23 protein-coding genes are annotated in these 25,654 nt (G+C 61.3%); 8 read left to right on the top strand and 15 right to left on the bottom strand.

Annotated elements, in window-relative coordinates; genetic code table 11:
* Nucleotides 1-9: 9 nt before the first annotated feature.
* Nucleotides 10-1,986 carry a methyl-accepting chemotaxis protein gene (locus AC0IYN_RS11355; protein WP_406598724.1) on the bottom strand — a complete coding sequence of 659 codons (1,977 nt, stop codon included), beginning with the start codon at nt 1,984-1,986 and terminating at the stop codon, nt 10-12.
* Between the two features lie 177 nt (nt 1,987-2,163).
* Nucleotides 2,164-3,084, bottom strand: a complete 921-nt coding sequence (locus AC0IYN_RS11350) for a LysR substrate-binding domain-containing protein (protein WP_471841449.1) — start codon at nt 3,082-3,084, stop codon at nt 2,164-2,166.
* Between the two features lie 149 nt (nt 3,085-3,233).
* Here AC0IYN_RS11350 and AC0IYN_RS11345 point away from each other — a divergent pair, with 149 nt between their 5' ends.
* A complete protein-coding gene (locus tag AC0IYN_RS11345; protein WP_458376107.1) occupies nt 3,234-4,631 on the top strand; it encodes a NorM family multidrug efflux MATE transporter in 1,398 nt (465 codons plus the stop codon).
* A 113-nt stretch (nt 4,632-4,744) separates the two neighbouring features.
* Here AC0IYN_RS11345 and AC0IYN_RS11340 read toward each other — a convergent pair whose 3' ends face one another.
* Nucleotides 4,745-6,409, bottom strand: coding sequence for a putative bifunctional diguanylate cyclase/phosphodiesterase (locus tag AC0IYN_RS11340; RefSeq protein WP_406598721.1), 1,665 nt, complete (start codon nt 6,407-6,409; stop codon nt 4,745-4,747).
* Nucleotides 6,410-6,664: 255 nt separating this feature from the next.
* Here AC0IYN_RS11340 and rep point away from each other — a divergent pair, with 255 nt between their 5' ends.
* Nucleotides 6,665-8,674 carry a DNA helicase Rep gene (rep, locus tag AC0IYN_RS11335; RefSeq protein ID WP_016975907.1) on the top strand — a complete coding sequence of 670 codons (2,010 nt, stop codon included), beginning with the start codon at nt 6,665-6,667 and terminating at the stop codon, nt 8,672-8,674.
* Nucleotides 8,675-8,732: 58 nt separating this feature from the next.
* On the top strand, nt 8,733-9,305 hold the full coding sequence (locus AC0IYN_RS11330; RefSeq protein ID WP_010207474.1) for a xanthine phosphoribosyltransferase: 573 nt from the start codon (nt 8,733-8,735) through the stop codon (nt 9,303-9,305).
* Nucleotides 9,306-9,418: 113 nt separating this feature from the next.
* Here the strand turns inward: AC0IYN_RS11330 and AC0IYN_RS11325 are convergent, their stop codons facing one another.
* From AC0IYN_RS11325 to dadA, 6 genes are all read right to left on the bottom strand, one after another.
* Nucleotides 9,419-11,341, bottom strand: a complete 1,923-nt coding sequence (locus tag AC0IYN_RS11325) for an acetyl-CoA hydrolase/transferase C-terminal domain-containing protein (RefSeq protein ID WP_471841447.1) — start codon at nt 11,339-11,341, stop codon at nt 9,419-9,421.
* 133 nt (nt 11,342-11,474) lie between these two features.
* Nucleotides 11,475-11,888, bottom strand: coding sequence for a c-type cytochrome (locus AC0IYN_RS11320; RefSeq protein WP_016975909.1), 414 nt, complete (start codon nt 11,886-11,888; stop codon nt 11,475-11,477).
* 181 nt (nt 11,889-12,069) lie between these two features.
* Nucleotides 12,070-12,618: a cupin domain-containing protein gene (locus tag AC0IYN_RS11315; protein ID WP_003176893.1), complete on the bottom strand. Its 549-nt coding sequence runs from the start codon at nt 12,616-12,618 to the stop codon at nt 12,070-12,072.
* Nucleotides 12,619-12,734: 116 nt separating this feature from the next.
* On the bottom strand, nt 12,735-13,808 hold the full coding sequence (gene alr / locus AC0IYN_RS11310; protein ID WP_471841446.1) for an alanine racemase: 1,074 nt from the start codon (nt 13,806-13,808) through the stop codon (nt 12,735-12,737).
* Between the two features lie 78 nt (nt 13,809-13,886).
* Nucleotides 13,887-14,240 (bottom strand): RidA family protein, encoded by a 354-nt coding sequence (locus AC0IYN_RS11305; RefSeq protein WP_078050724.1) that lies wholly within the window; start codon nt 14,238-14,240, stop codon nt 13,887-13,889.
* Nucleotides 14,212-15,513, bottom strand: a complete 1,302-nt coding sequence (gene dadA / locus AC0IYN_RS11300; RefSeq protein ID WP_406598718.1) for a D-amino acid dehydrogenase — start codon at nt 15,511-15,513, stop codon at nt 14,212-14,214. Before dadA ends, AC0IYN_RS11305 begins: the two co-directional genes overlap by 29 nt.
* Before the next feature lie 156 nt (nt 15,514-15,669).
* Between dadA and AC0IYN_RS11295 the strand changes: the two genes are divergently transcribed.
* A complete protein-coding gene (locus tag AC0IYN_RS11295) occupies nt 15,670-16,158 on the top strand; it encodes an Lrp/AsnC ligand binding domain-containing protein (protein ID WP_003176896.1) in 489 nt (162 codons plus the stop codon).
* A 9-nt stretch (nt 16,159-16,167) separates the two neighbouring features.
* On the opposite strand, the gene AC0IYN_RS11290 is transcribed toward AC0IYN_RS11295, so the two are convergent.
* Nucleotides 16,168-16,521, bottom strand: coding sequence for a YkgJ family cysteine cluster protein (locus AC0IYN_RS11290; RefSeq protein ID WP_028618464.1), 354 nt, complete (start codon nt 16,519-16,521; stop codon nt 16,168-16,170).
* A 115-nt stretch (nt 16,522-16,636) separates the two neighbouring features.
* On the opposite strand from AC0IYN_RS11290, the gene AC0IYN_RS11285 reads away from it, so the two are divergent.
* Nucleotides 16,637-17,929, top strand: coding sequence for an NAD(P)/FAD-dependent oxidoreductase (locus AC0IYN_RS11285; RefSeq protein ID WP_471841443.1), 1,293 nt, complete (start codon nt 16,637-16,639; stop codon nt 17,927-17,929).
* On the opposite strand, the gene AC0IYN_RS11280 is transcribed toward AC0IYN_RS11285, so the two are convergent.
* Nucleotides 17,930-18,154 (bottom strand): DUF1127 domain-containing protein, encoded by a 225-nt coding sequence (locus AC0IYN_RS11280; RefSeq protein WP_338574279.1) that lies wholly within the window; start codon nt 18,152-18,154, stop codon nt 17,930-17,932.
* A gap of 167 nt (nt 18,155-18,321) precedes the next feature.
* On the opposite strand from AC0IYN_RS11280, the gene AC0IYN_RS11275 reads away from it, so the two are divergent.
* Nucleotides 18,322-19,746, top strand: coding sequence for an aminotransferase-like domain-containing protein (locus tag AC0IYN_RS11275; protein ID WP_406598716.1), 1,425 nt, complete (start codon nt 18,322-18,324; stop codon nt 19,744-19,746).
* Between the two features lie 62 nt (nt 19,747-19,808).
* Complete coding sequence (locus AC0IYN_RS11270; protein ID WP_457267096.1) at nt 19,809-21,377, top strand: phospholipase D family protein; 1,569 nt, start codon at nt 19,809-19,811, stop codon at nt 21,375-21,377.
* Between the two features lie 18 nt (nt 21,378-21,395).
* Here the strand turns inward: AC0IYN_RS11270 and AC0IYN_RS11265 are convergent, their stop codons facing one another.
* Both AC0IYN_RS11265 and AC0IYN_RS11260 read right to left on the bottom strand, forming a co-directional pair.
* Nucleotides 21,396-22,541: an MFS transporter gene (locus AC0IYN_RS11265; protein WP_471841440.1), complete on the bottom strand. Its 1,146-nt coding sequence runs from the start codon at nt 22,539-22,541 to the stop codon at nt 21,396-21,398.
* A gap of 181 nt (nt 22,542-22,722) precedes the next feature.
* Nucleotides 22,723-24,216 (bottom strand): aldehyde dehydrogenase, encoded by a 1,494-nt coding sequence (locus tag AC0IYN_RS11260; RefSeq protein ID WP_406598714.1) that lies wholly within the window; start codon nt 24,214-24,216, stop codon nt 22,723-22,725.
* Between the two features lie 229 nt (nt 24,217-24,445).
* On the opposite strand from AC0IYN_RS11260, the gene AC0IYN_RS11255 reads away from it, so the two are divergent.
* Complete coding sequence (locus AC0IYN_RS11255) at nt 24,446-24,808, top strand: cupin domain-containing protein (protein WP_457238827.1); 363 nt, start codon at nt 24,446-24,448, stop codon at nt 24,806-24,808.
* Between the two features lie 72 nt (nt 24,809-24,880).
* On the opposite strand, the gene rpmG is transcribed toward AC0IYN_RS11255, so the two are convergent.
* Both rpmG and rpmB read right to left on the bottom strand, forming a co-directional pair.
* Nucleotides 24,881-25,036 carry a 50S ribosomal protein L33 gene (rpmG, locus tag AC0IYN_RS11250; RefSeq protein WP_003176906.1) on the bottom strand — a complete coding sequence of 52 codons (156 nt, stop codon included), beginning with the start codon at nt 25,034-25,036 and terminating at the stop codon, nt 24,881-24,883.
* An 11-nt stretch (nt 25,037-25,047) separates the two neighbouring features.
* Nucleotides 25,048-25,281 carry a 50S ribosomal protein L28 gene (gene rpmB, locus AC0IYN_RS11245; RefSeq protein ID WP_010207494.1) on the bottom strand — a complete coding sequence of 78 codons (234 nt, stop codon included), beginning with the start codon at nt 25,279-25,281 and terminating at the stop codon, nt 25,048-25,050.
* Between the last annotated feature and the right edge of the window lie 373 nt (nt 25,282-25,654).

Here is a 25,654-nt window from a genome sequence, read left to right as displayed (position 1 = left end):
CAAGGGGGGTCAGCGGAAGCGATCCACCTCATGCCGCAAGCCCGCCGCCAGGGTTTCCAGTTCCTTGGCGGTAATTGCCAGGTTCGACACCACTTCACGCTGCTCGCTGTTGGCCAGCGCAATGCTCTGCAGGTTGCTGCTGAGCAGCGTCGCGGTGCTGCTCTGCTCCTGAGTGGCGGTGGTGATCGCGGCGAACTGCTGGCCAGCCGAGCGGCTTTGCTCGTCGATACGCGCCAGGGCCGAGGCCACGTCGGCGTTGCGCGACAGCCCTTCCTGCATCAACACATTGCCGTGTTCCATGGTGGTGATCGCGTTGCCGGTTTCCTGCTGGATGCTCTGGATCATCCCGGAGATTTCGTCAGTGGCCTGGCGGGTGCGCGATGCCAGGTTGCGCACTTCGTCGGCGACCACGGCAAACCCGCGGCCTTGCTCACCCGCCCGTGCGGCTTCAATGGCGGCGTTGAGTGCCAGCAGGTTGGTCTGTTCGGCGATCGAAGTGATCACGCCGACGATCCCGCCGATCTCCTGGGAGCGCTGGCCGAGGGTGTTGATCACCGTGGCCGTGCTGTTCAACGCAGCGGCGATGTGCTCCAGCGACGAGGACGCCTCTTGCATCGAGGTACGACCGATACGGGTTTGCTGGGCGTTTTCCTGGGCCAGGCGCTCGGTGTTGCCCATGTTGTCGGCGATGTTCAGCGAGGTAGCACTGAATTCTTCCACCGCGCCGGCCATGCTGGTGATCTCGCCGGACTGCTGCTCCATGCCTTCATAGGCGCCGCCGGACAAACCGGACAACGCCTGGGCACGGCTGTTGACCTCTTCGGCCGCCTTGCGGATATGCGAGACCATGGTCGACAGCGCTTCACCCATCTGGTTGAAACTGCGCGCCAGCTGGCCGATTTCGTCATGGCTGGATACGTTGAGGCGTGCGCTCAAATCACCGGCGCCCAGGGCCTCGGCCTGACGCACCAGGTCACTCAGGGGCTGCAACTTGCTGCGCAGCAGCCACACCGCCGCGCCGACCGCGAACAGCATCGCCAGCACACTGCCAATCACCAGGCGTATCCCCACGGCCCAGGTGACTTCGCGGATTTCCGCCTTCGGCATGCTCGCCACTACCGACCATGGTCCGCCTTCGAATGGCACCGCGACGCTGTAGAAGTCTTCGTTCTTGTCACTCCAGAAGCGGCCCTCACCCGGTTTTTTCGCCAGGTCGAGCATCACCGGAATCGACTGGTCCAGTGCTTGTACACCGGCCGGCGGTACCAGCCAGCGTTTCTGTTCATCCAGCAAGGCCAGGGAACCGGTGGAGCCGATACGGAAGCGCTTGAGGTTTTCGAACTGGGCATTCTGCGCATCGGTGTAATCGAAGCCGACAAACAGCACCGCAATCACCTTGCCGGCCGCATCGCGCACCGGGGTGTACTGGGTCATGTAGGAACGTTCGAACAGCACCGCACGGCCAACGTAGCTCTGCCCGGCAAGCAGGCGCTGATACGCCGGATGCTGATGGTCCAGGGCGGTACCAATGGCACGACTGCCGTCCTGCTTGGTCAGCGACGTACTGATGCGGATGAAGTCTTCGCCGCTGCGCACAAATACCGTTGCCACGCCGCCGGAGGTGTCCTTGAACTCATCGACCTCATCGAAATCGTTGTTCAGCAGGTCGCTACCCAGGAACAGGCTCGGGGTCTGCACACCGGCCACGGCAATGGGCTGGTCCCCACGCACACTCAAGCCCGCGCCGAAGCGCTTTTCAAACAGCCCGCTCAGACGCTGGGTACTTTCGCGCAACGTGCTGTGGAAGGTGTTGAGTTGGTCGGCGAGCAAGCGCGCCTCGCTGGCCAGGTGTTCCTCACGGGTGGCGAGGTTGGCGGAGTCGAGGGAACGCAAGGCAAACACGGTACTGCCGCTGATGACGACAGCCAGTATCACGGCGAGTGCGAGGCCTAGCTGTGAGGCTATCCGGGCGCGAGGTTGAGACATGAAGGCTCCTGGCCGAGGCCAGGATCATCCTGATCTCATAGCGCTGCTCGGCAAATTATCTGGTGGGAAACGTTGGTGCACGATGGTTCCAACACACCTACTTCGGCGGGCCGAGACAATACTTGAGCGAATCACAGGGGTATCACGCAAACGATTGCACGAACGGTCTTGCACCACTCAATCGAGTCGCCCGACCACAGGCAACTCCATGGCCTTGACTTCAGCCTGGAGAAACTCCGCCAAGCGCCGCAAACGCTCGCCGCCGGGGCGGGTTTTCGGCCACACCAGGTAATAATTTTCACCACTGGCGACGGCAGTGGGCCATGGCAGGCTCAACCGTCCCTGGGCCACGTCTTCGGCCACCATCAGCAAGTCGCCCATCGACACGCCATAGCCCCGCGCGGCGGCGATCATGCCCAGTTCGAGGGTATCGAACACCTGCCCGCCCTTGAGCGAGACCTGGGATGACAACCCCATGCGCTCCAGCCAATTGCGCCAATCGCGACGGTCGGGCGTTGGGTGCAACAACTCGGCAGTCGCCAGGCGTGCAGCGTCCCAGGGACCCTCCGCCAACAGGTTGGGGGCGCCAACCGGAATCAGCAATTCCGGGAACAGGTAACTGGCCTCCCAGTCCGCCGGAAAATGCCCGTAGCTCAGCAGCACTGCACAGTCGAACGGCTCCTGGTTGAAATCCACCTCGTCCACGCTCATCCAGGCGCTGGTCAACTGCACTTCATTGCCAGGCTGTAGCGCCCGGAAGCGACTGAGTCGCGCCAGCAGCCAACGCATGGTCAGGGTCGACGGTGCCTTCATGCGCAGGATGTCGTCCTCGGCGTTCAGCGTATGGCAGGCCCGCTCCAGCGCGGCGAAACCTTCGCGCACGCCAGGCAACAGCAAGCGCGCGGCTTCAGTGAGCTGCAGAGTACGGCCACTGCGTTGGAACAGGCGACAGGCGAAATGCTCTTCCAGTGTGCGGATATGTCGGCTCACCGCACTTTGCGTAATGGACAGCTCCTCCGCCGCACGCGTGAAGGAGTTGTGCCGGGAAGCCGCCTCAAACGCACGAAGGGCATACAGCGGAGGTAGGCGACGCGGCATCTGGAAAACTCCTACAGGCAATACCCTAAGCTACCAGATTCATCAGGCATGAGTTTTAGTCATGCGAACGATCGCATTTATCCCTTTGTGCAGCGGGCTGGGAGCGCCGAGAATCAACCCTTCCCCAACCCTCCGACATTTCGAGTGTGATGATCATGCAGCATCCGGCACGTACCGAACTCTGGGCCATTCTGCGGCTGTCGGGGCCGTTGATTGCCTCACAGTTGGCACACATGCTGATGGTGCTGACCGACACCCTGATGATGGCCCGCCTGAGCCCCGAAGCCCTGGCCGGTGGCGGCCTGGGCGCAGCGAGTTATTCGTTCGTGTCGATTTTTTGCATCGGCGTGATTGCCGCCGTGGGTACTCTGGTGGCCATTCGTCACGGCGCGGGCGATATCGAAGGCGCCACCCGCCTGACCCAGGCCGGGCTGTGGCTGGCGTGGCTGATGGCGTTGGCTGCGGGCTTGCTACTGTGGAACCTCAAGCCACTGCTGTTGATGTTTGGCCAGACCGAGACCAACGTGCACTCGGCGGGGCAATTCCTGACGATCCTGCCGTTCGCCTTGCCGGGCTTCCTGAGCTTCATGGCCTTGCGCGGCTTCACCAGCGCGATTGGCAAGGCCCAGCCGGTGATGGTGATCAGCCTCGGTGGCGCGGTGGCCAACTACCTGCTCAACCACGCGTTGATCGAAGGCATGTTTGGCCTGCCTAAACTGGGACTGATGGGCATTGGGCTAGTCACTGCCGTCGTTGCCAACGGCATGGCATTGACGTTGATGTGGTACATCCACCGCAACCGTACCTATGCGGCCTACCCGCTGAGCACCGGCCTGCTGCGCCTCAACACGCAGTACCTGCGCGAGTTGTGGCGCCTGGGCCTGCCAATCGGCGGCACCTACGCAGTGGAAGTCGGGCTGTTTGCCTTTGCGGCGCTGTGCATGGGCACCATGGGCAGCACGCAGTTGGCGGCGCATCAGGTCGCACTGCAGATTGTGTCAGTGGCGTTTATGGTGCCTGCGGGGATGTCCTACGCGGTGACCATGCGCATCGGACAGCATTACGGCGCCGGGCAGTTACTGCAGGCGCGCCTGGCCGGGCGCGTTGGCATAGGCTTTGGCGCGGCCGTAATGCTGGGATTTGCCGTAGTGCTGTGGCTGTTTTCCGACCCGCTGATCGGGCTGCTCATCGACCATAACGACCCGGCGTTCCACGACGTGATCGTCCTGGCCGTCAGCTTGCTGGCCGTGGCGGCGTGGTTCGAGTTGTTCGACGGCGTGCAAACCATCGCCATGGGTTGCATTCGTGGGCTCAAAGACGCCAAGACCACCTTCCTGATCGGGGCGGGCTGCTATTGGTTGATTGGGGCACCGTCGGCCTGGCTGATGGCCTTCACCCTGGGCTGGGGGCCGACCGGCGTATGGTGGGGCTTGGCCCTGGGCCTGGCGTGCGCGGCAGTCAGCCTGACTTGGGCGTTCGAGGCGAAGATGAAGCGCATGATTCGGCGAGAGCCGGAACCTCACCAGGCACTCCACACCGCGCATTAACCTGTAGGAGCCGGCTTGCCGGCGATAGCGGCGTGTCAGTCAGAACATCTGGTACTGATACACCGCTATCGCCGGCAAGCCGGCTCCTACAGTTGCCTGGGTTCGCAACCCGTTCAACCCAGCAAGGCCTGCTGGCTTTTCCCGAAAGTCAGGTACTCCACCAACTCCGGCAACGGCAATGGCTTGCTGATCAGGTACCCCTGGGCCTGGTCGCAGCCGAACAACCGCAGCAATGCCAGTTGTTCGGGTGTTTCCACACCTTCGGCGACCACTTCCAGGTTGAGGTTGTGCGCCAGGTTGATCATGGCATGCACCAGCTTGCGGTTCTCTTCGCGCTCTTCCATGCCACCGACAAAGCTCTTGTCGATTTTCAGCAAGGCAATCGGCAGGCTGTTGAGGTGCACGAAGGATGAGAAGCCCGTGCCGAAATCATCCAGGGAGAACCGCACGCCCAGGCGGCCGAGGGCGTCCATGGTCTGTTTGACCAGGTCACTGCGGCGCATCACGGCGGTTTCGGTCAGTTCGAACTCCAGCCACTGCGCCTCCACGCCCCGCTCGGCAATCAGCCGGCTGAGGGTGGAGAGCAACTGGCTGTCCTGGAACTGGCGGAACGACAGGTTGACCGCCATGTGCAGCGGCGGCAGGCCACGTTCGCGCAGGTCTTGCATGTCGCGCAGGGCCCGGGAGATCACCCAGTAGCCCAACGGTACGATCAGGCCGCTTTGCTCGGCCAGGGGCACGAATTCACTCGGCGGTAACAGGCCACGCTCGCCATGCCGCCAGCGCACCAGGGCCTCCAGGCCGACGATATGCCCGTCGTCCAGGTCCAGGCGCGGCTGGTAGTGCAGCTCCAGTTCATCACGCCGTAAGGCGCGGCGCAGTTCGCTTTCCAGGTCGGCTAGGCTGCGCGCGTTGCGGTTGATACGTTCGTTGAAGATATGAAAGGTGCAGCCCTGGGTGCTCTTGGCCTGCTGCATGGCGATATGGGCGTGCCACATCAGCGGGTCGGCACCGGCGCGGGCACGGGCATGCGCCACGCCCAGGCTGCAACCGATCAGCAGGCTTTCGCCATCCACCCAATAAGGTTCGGCCATGACTTCGGTGATGCGCTCGGCCATCCATTCGGCACGCTGGGGCGCGCGGCGGGTGTCGATGAGCAGGGCAAATTCGTCGCTGCCCAGGCGCGCCAGTTGGTCCCCGACCTCAAGCTGGCTCTTGAGCCGCGAGACCACTTGCAGGATCAACCGGTCGCCGGCCTGGTGGCCGAGGGCGTCGTTGGCGTGGCGAAAGTTATCAAGGTCCAGGTGCCCGAGGGCCAGGCCACGGCCTTCGTTCTCGGCCAGGCGCGCGGTCAACAGGGTCTGGAAGCCCTGGCGGTTGGCGATACCGGTGAGCGGGTCTTGTTCGGCCAGGCGTTGCAGGGTGTTTTCCAGCACGCCACGCTCGCGGACGTGGCGCAGGCAGCGGCGCACTGTATCGGCATCCAATACATCACGCACCAGCCAGTCGCTGACGCCCAGCGGCGAAACCAGCGGTTCCTGCTCCAGCAGCAAGACGCACGGCAGGCTGCATCGCCCAGGGCCGGGTTGCAGGCTGGGCGTGGTGAGCAGCACGGCGCTGTGGTCGTCATCGAACAGACGGCTCACGGAATCCCAGTTTGGCGCGCTGATCAGCACAGCCCCATCGCCCATCGGCGCCAGGCACTCGCGCAATAACGCTGCCCACGCGGGCTCATCGGCCAGCAGCAGCAAACGCAAGGGTTCGACAGGCGTAGACAAGCTAGCTCCCTAGACTCTGCAAAAAATCGTGGCGGCAGGCATTATGACGTGCGGCCTGAGAATCACCAATGATAGGGGTTATCAAACACGCGAACTGTAAACAATAGTCTCAAACAACCCCGACATCCTGCGGCAAAGTATCAAAACCGGCAAATTTAGATCGAGTGGTACGTCACACTGTCGTTCTGACAGGGCAGAATCCTGCCAGCCTGTTAAAATGCCCGCCCTTTTGAATAACGACTCCCTGAATTCCGTATGTCCCGACTCAATCCCCGGCAGCAAGAAGCCGTGAACTACGTCGGCGGCCCTCTATTGGTGCTCGCCGGTGCTGGCTCCGGCAAGACCAGCGTGATCACCCGCAAGATCGCGCACCTGATCCAGCAGTGCGGCATCCGCGCCCAATACATCGTCGCCATGACCTTTACCAACAAGGCGGCGCGGGAAATGAAAGAGCGCGTCGGCACCCTGCTCAAGGGTGGCGAAGGCCGTGGCCTCACCGTGTGCACCTTCCACAACCTGGGGCTGAACATCATCCGCAAGGAGCATGTGCGGTTGGGCTACAAGCCGGGCTTCTCGATCTTCGACGAGACCGACGTGAAGTCGCTGATGACCGACATCATGCAAAAGGAATACGCAGGCGACGACGGCGTGGATGAGATCAAGAACATGATCGGCGCCTGGAAAAACGACCTGATCCTGCCCGCTCAGGCGCTGGAAAACGCACGCAACCCCAAGGAGCAGACCGCCGCCATCGTCTACACCCACTACCAGCGCACGCTCAAGGCGTTCAACGCGGTGGACTTCGACGACCTGATCCTGCTGCCGGTGAAATTGTTCGAGGAACACGCCGACATCCTCGAAAAATGGCAGAACAAGGTGCGCTACCTGCTGGTGGACGAATACCAGGACACCAACGCCAGCCAATACCTGCTGGTGAAGATGCTGATCGGCAAGCGCAACCAGTTCACCGTAGTAGGCGACGACGACCAGTCGATCTACGCCTGGCGCGGCGCCCGCCCGGAAAACCTGATGCTGCTCAAGGACGACTACCCGTCCCTGAAAGTGGTGATGCTGGAGCAGAACTACCGCTCCACCAGCCGCATCCTGCGCTGCGCCAACGTGCTGATCTCGAACAACCCCCACGAGTTTGAAAAACAGCTGTGGAGCGAGATGGGCCACGGCGACGAGATCCGCGTGATCCGCTGCCGCAACGAAGACGCCGAAGCCGAGCGCGTGGCCGTGGAAATCCTCAGCCTGCACTTGCGCACCGACCGGCCCTACAGCGACTTCGCAATCCTGTACCGCGGCAACTACCAGGCCAAGCTGATCGAGCTGAAGTTGCAGCACCACCAGGTGCCGTATCGCCTCTCGGGCGGCAACAGCTTTTTCGGACGCCAGGAAGTCAAGGACCTGATGGCCTACTTCCGGCTGATCGTGAACCCGGACGACGACAACGCCTTCCTGCGCGTGATCAACGTGCCGCGCCGCGAAATCGGCTCGACCACCCTGGAAAAGCTCGGCAACTACGCCACTGAACGCAAGATCTCGATGTACGCCGCCACCGACGAAATCGGCCTGGGCGAACACTTGGATTCGCGCTTCACCGATCGCCTGTCGCGCTTCAAGCGCTTCATGGACAAGGTGCGCGAGCAGTGCGCCGGCGAAGACCCGATCAGTGCGCTGCGCAGCATGGTCATGGACATCGACTACGAAAACTGGCTGCGCACCAACAGTTCCAGCGACAAGGCCGCGGATTACCGCATGAGCAACGTCTGGTTCCTGATCGAAGCGCTGAAGAACACCCTGGAAAAAGACGAAGACGGCGAAATGACCGTCGAAGACGCCATCGGCAAGCTGGTGCTGCGCGACATGCTCGAGCGCCAGCAGGAAGAGGAAGACGGCGCCGAGGGTGTGCAGATGATGACCTTGCATGCCTCCAAGGGCCTGGAATTCCCCTACGTGTTCATCATGGGCATGGAAGAGGAAATCCTCCCGCACCGCTCCAGCATTGAAGCCGACACTATCGAAGAAGAACGCCGCCTGGCCTACGTGGGCATTACCCGCGCGCGTCAGACTCTGGCCTTCACCTTTGCCGCCAAGCGCAAGCAATACGGCGAAATCATCGATTGTGCCCCCAGCCGGTTCCTGGATGAACTGCCGCCGGATGACCTGGCCTGGGAAGGCAATGACGACACCCCGACCGAGGTGAAGGCCGTTCGCGGCAACACCGCCTTGGCGGATATACGCGCGATGTTAAAGCGCTAGAATCGACTACTTTTTAATCTACTTTCGGCGCACACCGCGCCATTAGAGGAAGCTTTCCGTGGAAGCACTGCACAAGAAAATTCGCGAAGAAGGCATCGTGCTTTCCGATCAGGTACTCAAGGTCGACGCCTTTCTGAACCACCAGATCGACCCGGCACTGATGAAGCTGATCGGCGACGAATTCGCCGCACTGTTCAAGGACTCGGGCATCACCAAGATCGTCACCATCGAAGCGTCGGGCATTGCTCCTGCGATCATGACCGGCCTGAACCTGGGCGTACCGGTGATCTTCGCCCGCAAGCAGCAATCCCTGACCCTCACGGAAAACCTGCTGTCGGCGACGGTATATTCCTTCACCAAGAAGGTCGAAAGCACCGTGGCGATTTCCCCTCGCCACCTGACCAGCAGCGACCGCGTGCTGGTCATCGATGACTTCCTGGCCAACGGTAAGGCATCCCAGGCGCTGATTTCGATCATCAAGCAAGCCGGCGCGACCGTTGCCGGCTTGGGGATCGTGATCGAGAAGTCGTTCCAGGGCGGCCGTGCGGAGTTGGACGCGCAGGGATACCGAGTGGAATCCCTGGCACGGGTGAAATCCCTGGCCGGTGGTGTGGTCACCTTCATCGAATAACACAAAATCCCTGTAGGAGCCGGCTTGCCGGCGATGGCGGCATTGAGTCTTGTGGTGACTTCAAGGGCCTCATCGCCGGCAAGCCGGCTCCTACAGTAGGTTTGTGGTGTTTTTTAGTGCGCGGTGGCCTGTAGACCTGCCAGCAACAAGCGCTGATACAGGTCTTCTTTAAGCCCATCGGGCTTATTCAATCGCATGCGTTCCAGATGCTTGGGAAACGCCTCCGGCTCCGGCGCATCCAACGCCGCCTTGCCCAACTCCAGAATCTCCGTGAGCTTGAATTTGCTCTTGAGCCAGTTCAGCGCGCGCAACAAATCCCGCTCCTCGTCCGTGAAATCGCTGCCCAGTGGATACTCCGGGAACAGCCGACGATGACGCGCTTGAATCGCCTGTAACCGTTCCGGCGTGTTGTCGGCAAAGCGTGGATCCAGCTGGAAATCCTTGGCTAGCTTGCCGGCCTTTTGCGCCTGCTCGATCAAGTCGTCCTGGAACCGTGAGTCAGTGATATTGAGCAACGCCTCGATCACCTTGGCATCCGTCTGCCCACGCAAATCGGCAATGCCGTACTCGGTGATGACAATGTCCCGCAGGTGCCGAGGAATCGTGCAGTGGCCGTATTCCCACACAATGTTGGAACTGACCTCCCCCGCCGACTCGCGCCAACTGCGCAAGATCAGGATCGACCGCGCACCGTCCAACGCATGGCCCTGGGCTACGAAGTTGTACTGCCCGCCCACGCCGCTGAGCACGCGGCCGTCGTCCAGTTGGTCGGCGACACCCGCGCCGAGCAGCGTCACCATGATCGCGCTGTTGATAAACCGCGCATCCACGCGCTGCAGGCGCTTGAGTTCTTCCTGGCCGTACAGTTCGTTGATGTAGCTGATGCGGGTCATGTTGAATTCGAGGCGTTTGGTGTGGGTCATTTCCTGCAGGCGCTGATAGAAACTTCTCGGGCCGAGGAAAAAACCACCGTGGATCGAAATGCCATCCGGCTGTGCGGCGTCATCCAATAAGCCAGCATTGGCCTGTTCCTGTGTCGCCACGTCGGGGTAGACCTTGCGGCGGATAATTCCCGCGTCTGCCAGTACCAGCAGGCCGTTGACGAACATTTCGCTGCAACCGTAGAGGCCACGGGCGAACGGATCGACGCCGCCTTCTCGGCTGATCAACGGCGCCCATTGGTACACATCCAAGTCTGTCAGCAGCAGTCGGTAGGACTCATTGTCCGCCTGGCGGGCCAACAGCGCGGCCGTCAGCGCATCCCCCATGGAGCCGATGCCGATCTGCAAGGTGCCGCCGTCGCGCACGAGGGTGCTGGCATGCAGACCGATAAAGTGGTCCTGGAAACCCACCGGCATATTCGGCGTGGAGAACAACGTGGTGCTGTCTTTTTCATCGATCAGGTAATCGAAAGCATCCATGCCCAGTTCAGCGTCCCCGGGCATGTAGGGCAAGTCGCTGTGAACCTGGCCGACCACCAGAATGGTTTCGCCGGCCTCACGACGCTTGGCAATCATCGGCAACAGGTCGAGGGTGATATCCGGGTTGCAGCTCAGGCTCAGGCGATCCGGGTGTTCGCTGCTGCTGGCGACCAGCTGCGCGACCAGGTTCAGGCCCGCTGCGTTGATGTCGCGGGCAGCGTGGCTGTAGTTGCTGCTCACGTAATCCTGCTGCGCCGACTCGCTGTGCAGCAAGCTGCCCGGCTGCATGAAGAACTGCTGCACATGGATATTTTTCGGAAGGCTGTCTTTGTGCAGGTCGGCCAGGAAATCCAGCTCGGGATAATCGCCAAACACCCGCTCGATAAAGGGTTCGAGAAAGCGCTTCTGCAAACCATCGCCCAGCGTTGGCCGGCCCAGGCTCAGCGCGGTGTAGATCGTCAGTGCCCGCTCCGGCAACTTGGCGACGCGCCGGTACAGCGCGTTGGCAAACAGGTTCGGCTTGCCCAAGCCCAACGGCATGCCCATATGGATATGCGCCGGCAACCGTTCCAGTACATCGTCAACTGCTTGCTCGATTGAACACAACTGCACCATCCGACCCTCCTGAACATTCCATGATTAGGGGTTGGACCGAGCTTGCCGGGTCTTTGCTGCAAAGAACAGTGCTGAAACACAAATCACGGGTACAAAAAAGCCGCTCGAAAGCGGCTTTTTGGCGAAGATCGGTTTATTTCAACCCGGACATCTTCTCGATCGCACCTTTGAGGTCGTCATCCGAGCAGTCGGAGCAGGTGCCTTTGGGTGGCATGGCATTGATGCCCGTAATCGCCTTGGCCAGGATGCCATCCAGGCCGCCTTGATGGTCGGCGCGCTCTTTCCAGGCGGCGGTGTCGCCGATTTTCGGCGCGCCTAACAGGCCGGTGCCGTGGCAAGCGTTGCAATGCTTGGCGATGATCTCATCCGGCGTCTTCGCCGCGCCGCCGCCTGCGGCGACCGCCACTTCCATGCCCTTGCACTCCTGGCCCTGAACACACACCTGGCCGACAGGCTCCAGGCGCTTGGCAATATCATCATTGGTCGCAGCTTGAGCGCTGACAGCCCATAGGGCCAGTACGGTTGCTGGTGCAGCCAGCATTTTCATAATTAGGTTCACGCGTTCACCCTCAATGGTGGCTATTCACGCCTGCGGCCACGGTTTCGCAGGCGGCGAAAGTATAACGGTTAGCCCGCCCGGCCGAAACAACCCTATTAAATAAAGGGAGATTCGACTTCACGGATACAGCTACGGGAGTCTCTGCAACGCTGGCAGGACGCCTCTTCTCTTAAAAGTTCGCGGGTGTAGCTGCGCTGATTAGTCGCGCCGGCACATCGAACGGGTTGCGAAAACGATGAGGCTTGGTACTTTCAAAGTAGTAGCTATCGCCCGCTTCGAGCACAAAAGTTTCAAGACCGACCACCAACTCCAGGCGACCTTCCACCAGAATCCCGGTTTCTTCGCCTTCGTGGGTGAGCATTTCTTCGCCCGTGTCGGCGCCCGGTGGGTAGATCTCGTTGAGAAACGCAATCGCCCGGCTGGGGTGCGCGCGACCTACCAGTTTCATGGTGACGGCACCGTCAGAGATATCGATGAGCTCATTGGCTTTATAGACGATCTGCGTCGGTATTTCCTGGAGGATCTCCTCGGAAAAGAACTCGACCATGGACATGGGGATGCCGCCCAGCACCTTGCGCAAGGAGCTGATCGAGGGGCTGACGCTGTTTTTTTCGATCATCGAAATGGTGCTGTTGGTGACACCCGCGCGCTTGGCGAGCTCGCGCTGGGAAAGACCCTTCAGTTTACGGATGGATTGCAGTCGTTCGCCGACGTCCAATGCAGGAGCCTCCTAGGATTCAGGCTTTGTTGTAATTGAGCGTTATCATGGCGACAGCGTTCAGTATTTACAACACTTGGGCCTAAATCCCAGGCGCTTGCGTTCGTACCGGGCGGTCAAGCCCCGGAATAGAGCCTTGGCACGCGGCGCAGGTTGCAGAACAGCTGGTAGGGAATGGTCTCGGCGGCAACAGCGATGTCACTGGCCAGGATGTTTTTGCCCCACAGTTCCACTGTGGAACCGAGGCTGGCCTGCGGCACGTCTGTCAGGTCGATGCACAGCATGTCCATGGACACACGCCCCAGCAACTGGCTGCGTTGCCCCGCCACCAGCACTGGCGTGCCGGTCGGTGCGTGGCGCGGGTAACCATCGGCGTAGCCCATGGCAACCACGCCGATACGCATCGGCTTTGGCGTAATGAACTTGGCGCCATAACCCACCGGCTCACCGGCCGGCAGTTCACGTACGCAGATAACCTTGGACTCCAGGGTCATTACCGGCTGCAAACGCGAGGCCACGGCTTGGTCTTCGCCAAACGGCGTGGCGCCGTAAAGCATGATGCCAGGGCGGACCCAATCACTGGACACACCTGGCCAGCCCATTACTGACGGTGAATTGCGCAGGCTGACCTCAGCCGACAAGCCCTGACGCGCCGCTTCAAACACCGCTACCTGTTCATCGCTGCGCACACAGTCGAGTTCATCGGCGCGCGCGAAGTGGCTCATCAAAACGATCTTGGCGACTTTGCCACTGGCCAGCAGGCGTTGGTAAGCCTCGTGATAATCCTTCGGATGCAGGCCAACACGGTGCATGCCGGAATCGAGTTTGAGCCAGATAGTCAACGGTTTGCTCAGCTTGGCCTGTTCGATCGCATCCAACTGCCACAGCGAATGCACCACACACCAGAGGTCATGCTCGATGATCAGCGGCAGTTCGTCGGCCTCGAAAAAACCTTCCAGCAGCAGCACCGGCGCACGAATCCCGGAAGCACGCAGCTCCAGGGCTTCCTCGATACACGCCACCGCAAACCCATCCGCTTCGCCTTCCAGTGCCTGGGCCACGCGCACGGCGCCGTGCCCGTAGGCATCGGCCTTGACCACGGCAAGGGCTTTGGCCCCCGTGACTTCACGGGCCAATTGATAGTTGTGGCGCAGGGCTTGGAGGTCGATCAGGGCACGGGCAGGACGCATGGCGGCAGGCTTCTAGGCGGCAAGTGAAGAAAAAACCGGCACCGACCAACCGCTTCGGCACCGGGAGAGGGATCGTTGTTAAGGCAGGGCCGCCACGACGGACAGCTCTACCAGGATCTGCGGCTCGCACAGCTTGGCTTCAACCGTGGCACGGGCCGGGGCAACGCCTTTTGGCAGCCACTTGTCCCACACCGCGTTCATGCCGGCAAAATCCGCGTCGATGTCTTTCAGGTAGATCGTCACCGACAGCAGCTTGGTCTTGTCGGTGCCGGCCAAGTCCAGCAAACGCTCGATATTGGCCAGGGTTTCACGGGTCTGCTGTTCAATCCCGGCGCTCATGTCGTCGCCGACTTGCCCGGCCAGATACACGGTACCGCTGTGGACAACGATCTGGCTCATGCGCTCATTGGTGAGCTGGCGCTGGATTGACATGTTTTGCGGACTCCTGGTGGTTGCCATAACGGGAAATATCGAGGCCTTCGGCACTGATTTGCGGCGTTTTCTTCGCCATCAGGTCGGCCAGCAAACGACCGGAGCCACAAGCCATGGTCCAACCGAGGGTGCCGTGGCCGGTATTCAGGAACAGGTTCTTGAACGGAGTGGCACCGACAATCGGCGTGCCATCGGGTGTGGTCGGACGCAAGCCGGTCCAGAAGCTGGCTTCGGTCAAATCGCCGCCCTGAGGATAAAGGTCGTTGACGATCATCTCCAGGGTTTCGCGCCGGCGCGGGTTCAGCGACAGGTCGAAACCGGCTATTTCAGCCATGCCACCGACGCGGATGCGGTTATCGAAACGGGTAATCGCGACCTTGTAGGTCTCGTCGAGAATGGTCGACGTCGGCGCCATGGCCGCGTTGGTGATCGGCACGGTCAGCGAGTAGCCCTTGAGCGGATACACCGGCGCCTTGATCCCCAGCGGCTTGAGCAGCTTCGGCGAGTAACTGCCGAGGGCCAGCACGTAGCGGTCGGCGGTTTCCAGCTTGCCATCAATCCACACGCCGTTGATGCGGTCACCGGCATAGTCGAGGCGCTGGATGTCCTGCTCGAAGCGGAACTCCACGCCCAGTTGCGTGCACATGTCGGCCAGGCGAGTGGTGAACATCTGGCAGTCGCCTGTCTGGTCGTTGGGCAGGCGCAAGGCACCGGCGAGGATATCGGTGACGCTGGCCAGGGCCGGCTCAACGCGGGCAATGCCAGCACGGTCGAGCAGTTCGAATGGCACGCCGGACTCTTTCAGCACGGCGATGTCCTTCGCGGCACCATCCAGCTGCGCCTGGGTGCGGAACAACTGCGTGGTCCCGAGGCTGCGGCCTTCGTAGGCAATGCCGGTCTCGGCGCGCAGTTCGTCGAGGCAGTCGCGGCTGTACTCGGACAGGCGCACCATGCGCTCCTTGTTCACCGCATAGCGGCTGGCGGTGCAGTTGCGCAGCATCTGCGCCATCCATAGGTATTGGTCGATATCGGCGGTGGCCTTGATCGCCAGCGGCGCGTGGCGTTGCAGCAGCCACTTGATGGCCTTTAGCGGCACGCCTGGTGCGGCCCATGGCGAGGCGTAACCTGGGGACACCTGGCCGGCGTTGGCGAAACTGGTTTCCATGGCAGCAGCAGGCTGACGGTCGACTACGACGACTTCAAAGCCGGCCCGAGCCAAATAGTAGGCACTGGTCACACCAATGACGCCGCTACCCAAGACCAGAACGCGCATTTTTATATCCTCATCGCGGGCATGGCCGCTGACGTGTGTTATTCGAGCAATGATGAGCGCAGTGTAAAAAACAATTGCCAGTGCATTTCACTATATAACTGCCTATATTTGGCGACAATTCTCGGCAAAAACCCTTTTCACAGAGGCGTATCCCCTATGCGTACCAACACCCAGACCAAGCGGGAGCTGGACAAGATCGACCGCAACATCCTGCGCATCCTGCAAACCGACGGGCGCATTTCGTTCACGGAGTTGGGGGAGAAGGTTGGGCTGTCGACCACGCCGTGCACCGAACGGGTTCGCAGGCTGGAGCGTGAAGGGATCATCATGGGCTACAACGCGCGGCTCAATCCCCAGCATTTGAAGGGCAGTTTGCTGGTATTTGTCGAGATCAGCCTCGATTACAAGTCCGGCGACACCTTTGAGGAGTTTCGCCGCGCGGTGCTGAAACTGCCCCATGTGCTGGAGTGCCACTTGGTATCAGGCGACTTCGATTACCTGGTAAAGGCACGGATTTCCGAGATGGCGTCGTACCGCAAACTGCTTGGCGATATCCTGCTCAAGCTGCCCCATGTGCGGGAGTCGAAGAGTTATATCGTGATGGAAGAGGTGAAAGAGAGCCTTAACCTGCCGATCCCGGACTGATAGAGCGGGCTAAACCAAAACCTGCCGCGTGCTCGCCATGTACTCATGGATCTGTTTCTCCACCCGCGGATGAATCAGCTCCACCGGGCGCCGCCCATTCGGGCACGGCAAGGCCTTGGTGGTGCCAAACAGTCGGCAGATCAACGGTCGCTCGTCGTACACCGTGCAGCCGTTGGGGCCCAGGTGCACACAGTTCAGCTCATCCATGGCAGCATCTTGCTCGGCGGCGGTCTTGCGCGGCAGGCGCGACATTTCCTCGGGTGACGTGGTCACCGGCCCACAGCAATCGTGGCAACCGGGGACGCACTCGAACGAAGGAATCTGCCGGCGCAGCGCGCTGATTTTCTGACTGTTGCAACTCATCGAAACACATACCGAACGGCGAATAGGCGTGGATTCTGCCGCAAAACGCACTGCGCAGACAGCTTCATCCGACCACTGTATCCTGCGTCAAATTTTCCAAACAGGGATGCTCCCCATGACTGCCAGCGCCCGGCACACCCCGTCCTATTACGCCGCCAGCAGCGTGCCGCAACCCGATTACCCGGTGCTGACCGGCGAAGTGACGGCCGATGTGTGCGTGGTGGGCGGCGGTTTTTCCGGGCTGAACACGGCGCTTGAGCTGGCCGAGCGGGGTTTCAGCGTGGTGTTGCTGGAAGCGCGCAAGATCGCCTGGGGCGCCAGCGGACGCAACGGCGGCCAGTTGATCCGTGGCGTCGGCCATGGCCTGGACCAGTTCGCCAATGTGATCGGCACCGATGGCGTGCGCCAGATGAAGCTGATGGGCTTGGAAGCCGTGGAGATCGTGCGTGAGCGCGTCGAACGCTTCCAGATTCCCTGCGACCTTACCTGGGGCTACTGCGACCTCGCTAACAAGCCTCGCGACCTGCAAGGCCTGGCCGAAGACGCCGAAGAGCTGCATGGCCTGGGTTATCGCCACGAAGTACGCCTGTTGCAAGCCAACGAGATGAGCAGCGTAATCGGTTCAGACCGCTACGTGGGTGGCATGATCGACATGGGTTCCGGCCACCTGCACCCGCTGAACCTGGCCCTTGGCGAAGCCGCTGCAGCGCAGCAATTGGGCGTGAAGCTGTACGAGCAGTCCGAAGTCACGCGCATCGACTACGGCCCCGAGGTCAACGTACACACCGCCCAGGGCAACGTGCGCGCCAAGACCCTGGTGCTGGCGTGCAATGCTTACCTCAACGGCCTCAACCCACACCTGAGCGGCAAAGTGTTGCCCGCCGGCAGCTACATCATCGCCACCGAGCCGTTGAGCGAAGTGCAGGCCGCCCACCTGCTGCCGCAGAACATGGCGGTGTGCGACCAGCGTGTCACCGTGGATTACTTCCGACTGTCCGCCGACCGTCGCCTGCTGTTCGGCGGCGCCTGTCACTACTCCGGTCGCGATCCGAAGGACATCGGCGCCTACATGCGTCCGAAAATGCTCCAGGTTTTCCCGCAATTGACCGACGTTAAAATCGATTATCAATGGGGCGGCATGATCGGCATCGGCGCCAACCGTTTACCTCAGATTGGCCGCCTGGCCGACCAACCCAACGTGTATTACGCCCAGGCCTACGCCGGCCATGGCCTCAACGCCACCCACCTGGCGGGCAAGTTGCTGGCCGAAGCCATCAGTGGCCAGCAACAGGGGCGCTTCGACCTGTTCGCCCAGGTGCCGCACATCACCTTCCCCGGCGGCAAGCACCTGCGCTCGCCGCTGTTGGCACTGGGGATGCTGTGGCACCGGCTCAAAGAACTGGTCTGATCAATCGCGCCAGAAGGGTTTGAGGCCTTCCTGGCGCGCCTGTTCGGCGGTCAGCCCCACATCGCGCAACTGCTCGCGGGTCAGATGCAGCAACGCCTTGCGCGTATGACGACGGCGCCAGAACAGACCCCAGCGGCTGATATCGCGCGGCGCCGTCGCCCGCTCTTGCCCTGCCTGCAGTTCCTGACCGTGTAGCGCCAACCGCACATCGCTCATGCCGTTCATTTTGCCGCCCCTCATTTGCCTTGTTGCCTTGAGTGACAAGGATGGGCGCAGGGCATAAACCATTACAGATTCAACCCGACTTTATTAAATCCATACAGATACTGCCTATCGGCGGCTGAATCCTGTATTTTCGGGCGATCTGTAATGGTTTCACGGGAGCGACCGCCATGACCCTGTACATGAACCTCGCCGAATTACTGGGCACCCGCATCGAACAGGGCTTCTATCGCCCTGGAGACAGGCTGCCTTCTGTACGGGCTTTAAGCGTGGAGCACGGGGTCAGCCTGAGCACCGTGCAGCAGGCCTATCGCTTGTTGGAAGACAACGGCCTGGCAATGCCGAAGCCGAAATCCGGCTACTTCGTGCCAGTCGGCCGCGAGTTGCCGGCCCTGCCCGAAGTTGGCCGTCCGGCACAGCGGCCTGTGGAGATATCCCAGTGGGACCAGGTACTGGAGCTGGTTCGCGCAGTCCCGCGCAAAGATGTCATACAGATGGGGCGCGGCATGCCAGATGTATTGTCGCCCACCATGAAGCCACTACTGCGTAGCCTGGCTCGCGTGAGTCGCCGCCAGGACCTGCCAGGCCTGTATTACGACAATATCCTCGGCTGTATGGAATTGCGCGAGCAGATCGCTCGACTGTCACTGGACTCCGGCTGCCAACTGACGGCCGAGGACATCGTAATAACCACCGGCTGCCATGAGGCGCTGTCCGCCAGCATCCATGCCATCTGCGAGCCGGGCGATATCGTTGCGGTGGACTCGCCGAGCTTTCACGGCGCCATGCAGACGCTCAAGGGCCTGGGGATGAAAGCCCTGGAGATTCCCACCGACCCCATCACCGGCATCAGCCTCGAAGCCTTGGAACTGGCGCTGGAACAGTGGCCGATCAAGGTCATCCAGCTCACACCCAACTGCAACAACCCCCTGGGCTACATCATGCCGGAGGCCCGCAAGCGCGCGCTGCTGACCCTGGCCCAGCGCTTTGACGTGGCGATCATCGAAGACGATGTTTACGGCGAACTGGCCTACAGCTACCCACGCCCGCGCACTATCAAATCCTTCGATGAGGACGGCCGTGTAGTGCTGTGCAGCTCATTCTCGAAAACCCTGGCGCCGGGCTTGCGCATTGGCTGGGTCGCGCCGGGTCGCTACCTGGAACGGGTGCTGCACATGAAATACATCAGCACCGGCTCCACCGCCACGCAGCCGCAGATCGCGATTGCCGAATTCCTCAAGGGCGGCCACTTCGAACCCCATTTGCGGCGGATGCGCACGCAATACCAGCGCAATCGCGACTTGATGCTCGATTGGGTCAGCCGCTATTTCCCGGCAGGCACTCGCGCCAGCCGGCCCCAGGGCAGTTTCATGTTGTGGGTCGAGCTGCCTGAAGGCTTCGATACGCTCAAGCTCAACCGCGTCCTGATTGAACAAGGTGTACAGGTAGCGGTAGGCAGCATCTTTTCTGCGTCGGGCAAATACCGGAACTGCCTGCGCATGAACTACGCTGCCAAGCCAACCGCACAGATTGAAGAAGCCGTGCGCAAGGTCGGGGCCGCCGCGATCAAAATGCTCGCGGAGACCGCCGACTGACCTTTCGCGGGAAATTGCCGTCATATGCCGACAACCGCCCTGATCTGGAAGCAACTCCCTTGATGATTCAACGGCTATTACCGTTTTTCCTGTTGGGAGCCCTGACCTTGGGCGGCTGCGCCAGCGTGAGCACGCCGCGCGTCCCCAGTGACGCCCTGCCCGCCGCCCAGTCATCGTTCGGTCGCTCTATCCAGGCCCAGGCCGCGCCGTATCAGGGGCGCTCGGGCTTTCGCCTGTTGCCCAACAGCAGCGAAGCGTTCATGGCCCGCGCCGAATTGATCCGCAACGCCCAGACCAGCCTCGACCTGCAGTACTACATCGTGCACGACGGCATCAGCACCCGCATGCTCGTGGACGAACTGCTCAAGGCCGCCGACCGTGGCGTGCGGGTGCGCATCCTGCTGGATGACACCACCAGCGACGGCCTCGACCAGATCATTGCCACCCTCGCCGCCCATCCCAAGATCGAGATCCGCCTGTTCAACCCTTTGCACCTGGGCCGCAGCACAGGCGTCACGCGGGCCATGGGGCGGTTGTTCAACCTCTCACTGCAACATCGGCGCATGCACAACAAGCTGTGGCTGGCGGACAACAGCGTGGCCATCGTCGGTGGGCGCAACCTGGGGGATGAGTATTTCGACGCCGAGCCCAACCTGAACTTCACCGACATCGACATGCTTAGCGTGGGGCCGGTGGCGGAGCAACTGGGCCATAGTTTCGACCAATACTGGAACAGTGCCCTCAGCAAGCCCATCGACGACTTCGTTTCAAACACCCCATCCAAAGGCGACCTGGCCGCTGCCCGCGTACGCCTGGAAGCGTCGCTGGCCGAGTCGCGCCAGCAGAATCACGCGCTGTACAACCGCTTGCGCACCTACCAGACCCAACCGCGCATGGACACCTGGCGCCGCGAACTGATCTGGGCCTGGAACCAGGCACTGTGGGATGCGCCGAGCAAGGTACTGGCCAAGGCCGACCCGGACCCTCGCCTGCTGCTCACCACCCAGCTCGCGCCGGAACTGGAAGGGGTCAATCACGAGCTGATGATGATCTCGGCCTACTTCGTGCCGGGGCAACCGGGGCTGCTGTACCTGACCGGGCGCGCCGATGCAGGTGTGTCGGTCAGCTTGCTGACCAATTCCCTGGAGGCAACCGACGTACCTGCCGTGCACGGCGGTTATGCGCCCTATCGCAAGGCGCTGCTGGAGCACGGCGTGAAACTCTACGAGCTGCGCCGCCAACCGGGCGACCCCAGTGGCGGCAGCGGCCCACACCTGTTCCGGCGCGGCACCTTCCGGGGCTCGGACTCCAGCCTGCACAGTAAGGCGATGATCTTTGATCGGGAGAAGTCGTTTATCGGCTCGTTCAACTTCGACCCACGCTCGGTGCTGTGGAATACCGAAGTAGGTGTACTGGTCGACAGCCCGGAGCTGGCAGAGCACGTGCGCAACCTGGCGCTGCAAGGCATGGCGCCGGCCTTGAGCTATGAGGCGAAGTTGCAAGATGGCCAGGTGGTATGGGTGACGGAGGACAACGGCCAATTGCACACCCTGACCCGCGAACCGGGCAGTTGGTGGCGACGGTTCAATGCCTGGTTCGCCACCTCCGTCGGCCTGGAACGCATGTTGTAGGAGCCGGCTTGCCGGCTCCTACAGGGCCGGCTGTGTTGCACCGAATGCACCCTGGCGCAGCAACAACAGCACAAGCCCCAGCGCACCGGCTGCCATCAGCAGCGGCAGCGCATGGCCGCTGATCCATTGGCTGCCAGCACCGGCCACCAAGGGACCGACCAGGCAGCCGATACCCCACAATTGCGCCACATGGGCATTGGCGCGCACCAGCGCGTCGTCGCGGTAACGCTCGCCGATCAGGATCAGCGACAAGGTGAACAGGCCTCCTGCACTTGCACCGAACACCACCCAGATCGGCCAGATCAACGGCGTGTGCATCAGCAGAGGAATGGCCAGGCTCGATGCCAGCAACAACACAGCACAGCTCAGGAACAACGTGCGCCGAGGCAGGTAGTCGGCCAGCGCCCCGATGGGCAGTTGCAGCAGCGCATCGCCGACCACCACTGTGCTGACCATGGCCAGGGCAATTTCGGCGGTGAATCCCTGCTGCAGGCAGTACACCGGCAGCAACGTGAGGATCATCGCTTCGAATGCGGCGAACAAGGCCACCGCCCAGGCGATCGCGGGGAGGCTCAGGCAGAAGCGCCACAGTTGCGCGAAGGTCACGCTGAACGACTCGGCGCTCGGCGCGCCGGAGCGTCCCAGCAGCAACAGCGGCGCAACCATCAGCAGGCCTACGCCCACCCAGAAACCGTAGTCATGGTCGGTGCCGATCAGCCCCAGCAACAACGGGCCCGACAGTTGGCTCAAGGCATAGCTGCAGCCGTACAGCGCCACCAGCCGGCCGCGCCACTGCTCCACCACCAACTGGTTGATCCAGCTTTCGCCGAGGATAAACACGATGGTGAGGATCACGCCGATCATCAGCCGCAATACCAGCCACACCGGGTAGCTGGGCAGGATCGCCAGCAAACCGATGGAGACCGCGCCCGCCCACAGGCACAGGCGCATGAGGTTGGCGGTGCCGAGCCATGAAGACAAGCGACTCGACACCTTCGCGCCGAGCAGCACGCCAAAGGCAGGCATCGCTGCCATCACGCCGATGGCGAAACTGCCATAACCCCAGCTTTCAAGGCGCAGGGACACCAGCGGCATGCTGACACCCAGCGCCAGGCCGACGCTGAGCACCGAGGCCAGGACGGCGAAATAAGTCGCCCAACGCATGTCCACGCTCCTGTGGATAATTTTTCGGGTTTGCAAAACGAACTGTAGGAGCGGGCTTGTGTGGGAGTCGGGCTTGCCCGCGATGCAGGCACCTCGGCGTGTCAGGCACACCTCGGTGATGCTATCGCAGGCAAGCCAGCTCCCACACAAGCTCGCTCCTACAGGGGATCTGCGGTGTTGCTTAGAGCTTGATCCAGGTCGCCTTCAGCTCGGTGTACTTGTCGAACGCATGCAGCGACTTGTCGCGACCATTGCCCGACTGCTTGAAGCCACCAAAAGGTGCGGTCATGTCGCCGCCATCGTACTGGTTGACCCACACACTACCGGCGCGCAGGGCCTTGGCGGTGAGGTGCGCCTTGGAGATATCCGCCGTCCACACCGCTGCGGCCAGGCCGTATTGGGTGTCGTTGGCAATGGCGACCGCTTCCTCGGCACTGTCGAACGTGATCACCGACAGGACCGGACCAAAGATCTCTTCCTGGGCGATCTTCATCGCGTTGGTCACACCGTCGAAAATCGTCGGCTCGACGTAAGTACCACCCGTTTCTTCCAGCGTGCGCTTGCCACCGGCGACCAACTTGGCGCCGTCGGCATGCCCGGCTTCGATGTACGAGAGCACGGTGTTCATCTGCTGGGTGTCTACCAGTGCGCCCACGTTGGTGGCCGGATCCAGTGGGTTGCCGGGCTTCCAGCCTTTGAGGGCCTCGATCACCAGTGGCAGGAATTTGTCCTTGATGGAGCGCTCCACCAGCAGACGCGAACCTGCGGTGCAGACCTCACCCTGGTTGAAGGCAATGGCACCGGCGGCGGATTCGGCTGCGGCTTGCAGGTCCGGCGCGTCGGCAAACACGATGTTCGGGCTCTTGCCGCCCGCTTCCAGCCATACACGCTTCATGTTCGATTCGCCGGAGCGGATCAACAGTTGCTTGGCGATCTTGGTGGAACCGGTGAACACCAGGGTGTCGACGTCCATGTGCAGTGCCAGCGCGTTGCCGACCGTGTGGCCGTAGCCCGGCAGCACGTTGAACACGCCTTTTGGAATACCGGCCTCAACGGCCAGGGCCGCGATGCGGATGGCAGTCAGCGGGGATTTTTCGGACGGCTTGAGGATCACCGAGTTACCGGTGGACAGCGCGGGGCCCAGTTTCCAGCAGGCCATCATCAGCGGGAAGTTCCACGGCACGATGGCGCCGACGACGCCAACCGGCTCACGGGTCACCAGGCCCAGTTGGTCGTGCGGGGTAGCCGCGACTTCGTCGTAGATCTTGTCAATCGCTTCGCCGCTCCAGCTCAGGGCATTCGCCGCGCCGGGTACGTCGATGTTCAGGGAGTCGCTGATCGGCTTGCCCATGTCCAGGGTTTCGAGCAACGCCAGCTCTTCGGCATTGGCCTTGAGCAACGCGGCGAAACGGATCATGGCGGACTTGCGTTTGGCCGGCGCCAGGCGCGACCACACGCCGGAATTGAACGTGGCACGCGCGTTTTCCACGGCGCGCTGGGCATCGGCGGCGTCACAGCTGGCAACAGTGGCCAGCAGGCGGCCATCGACCGGGCTGATGCATTCGAAGGTGTCACCGGAAACGGCGGCGGTGTACTCGCCATTGATGTAGGCACGGCCTTCGATCTTGAGATCCTTGGCGCGTTGTTCCCAGTCGGCACGGGTCAGGGTGGTCATGCGAGTGTCCTCCTCTTATTGAATACAAGGGCCAGGGGATGTCCCACGGCAGCCTCAAAGAATTCTTGCCCGCCAGCCAATGGTTCGGCGCAAGGCAGCTGCCACCCTAAACCAGCGGCTGGGGGTGTTTCAATATATTTGACATAACGCCAGTAAACGCCCTTGCGATGTTCATTTTAATAAACATAGACTTTGGGCTCTCCAACCGCAGGCCAGACGGGACACGCACATGAGCATCCAGGACATCGTCGACTTCAGCCAAGCCAGCACCGCCCCAGACCGCTACCGCCCCGCCGCCGAAAAAATCCTCAAGGGCGATCCCGAGCAAACGATCTACAACCACTACAACAGCCCGTGCGGCCAGATGAGTGCCGGCGTGTGGGAAGGCGAAGTCGGGCAGTGGAAGGTCAATTACACCGAGCATGAGTACTGCGAGATTGTGCAGGGCGTGTCCGTGCTGCGTGATGCCGATGGCAATGCCAAGACCTTGCGCGCCGGCGACCGCTTTGTGATCCCTGCCGGGTTCAGTGGCACTTGGGAAGTGCTGGAGCCTTGCCGCAAGATCTACGTGGTGTTCGAACAGAAAACCTGATCAGCCAAATCACAGGCAAAAAAAAGCCCGGATCGTGAGATACGGGCTTTTTTTCACAAGGAGGAAAATCAATTACTTGATTTTGCCTTCTTTGTAGATCACGTGCTTGCGAACGCGCGGGTCGAACATTTTCTTTTCGAGCTTGTCCGGGGTAGTACGCTTGTTCTTGTCGGTAGTGTAGAAGTGACCAGTACCGGCGCTAGAGATCATTCGAATCAATTCACGCATGATATAGCTCCTTAGATTGTGCCAGCGCGGCGCAATTCAGCCAGCACGACAGTGATGCCACGCTTGTCGATGATGCGCATGCCTTTAGCAGATACGCGCAGACGGACGAAACGTTTCTCTTCTTCAACCCAGAAGCGGTGATGCTGCAGGTTCGGCAGGAAACGACGACGGGTTTTGTTATTTGCGTGGGAAATGTTATTCCCAGTCACCGGACCCTTACCGGTAACTTGACAGACTCTCGACATGCCTCAGCCCTCTAAAACCACATGCCCAACCCGGCATGGGTTGGCCGCTTAATCTCTCAGTCATTTGGCGCCAGGCGCCGCGTTTCTTTAGGGTCTTACCGGCTACACCTACAAGCGAAGGAACCGGGCCCCTAGAAAAGAGCGCTGCTTTATACCAGAAAGACCCCAGCGCAACAACAGCCCGCGTGTTTTTACTGGTGTAAATCTTGGCGGAAGACGCCTGAACCGTTGCCAGGAGGGGCCGCTGTCACAGCCGACCGCTCGTCGCACAGAATGATTTTCAGCGCTCGCGGGCACAGCGAAGTGCACGACAAAACGCACTGAGGTGCCATCAAAACAGCATTTGGCGCAAAAGCACAGGCAAAAATGGGCT

Source organism: Pseudomonas sp. AC112 (assembly GCF_979253545.1).
Note: the sequence above shows the minus strand (reverse complement) of the source record. Positions and strands in the feature narration are given on the sequence as shown.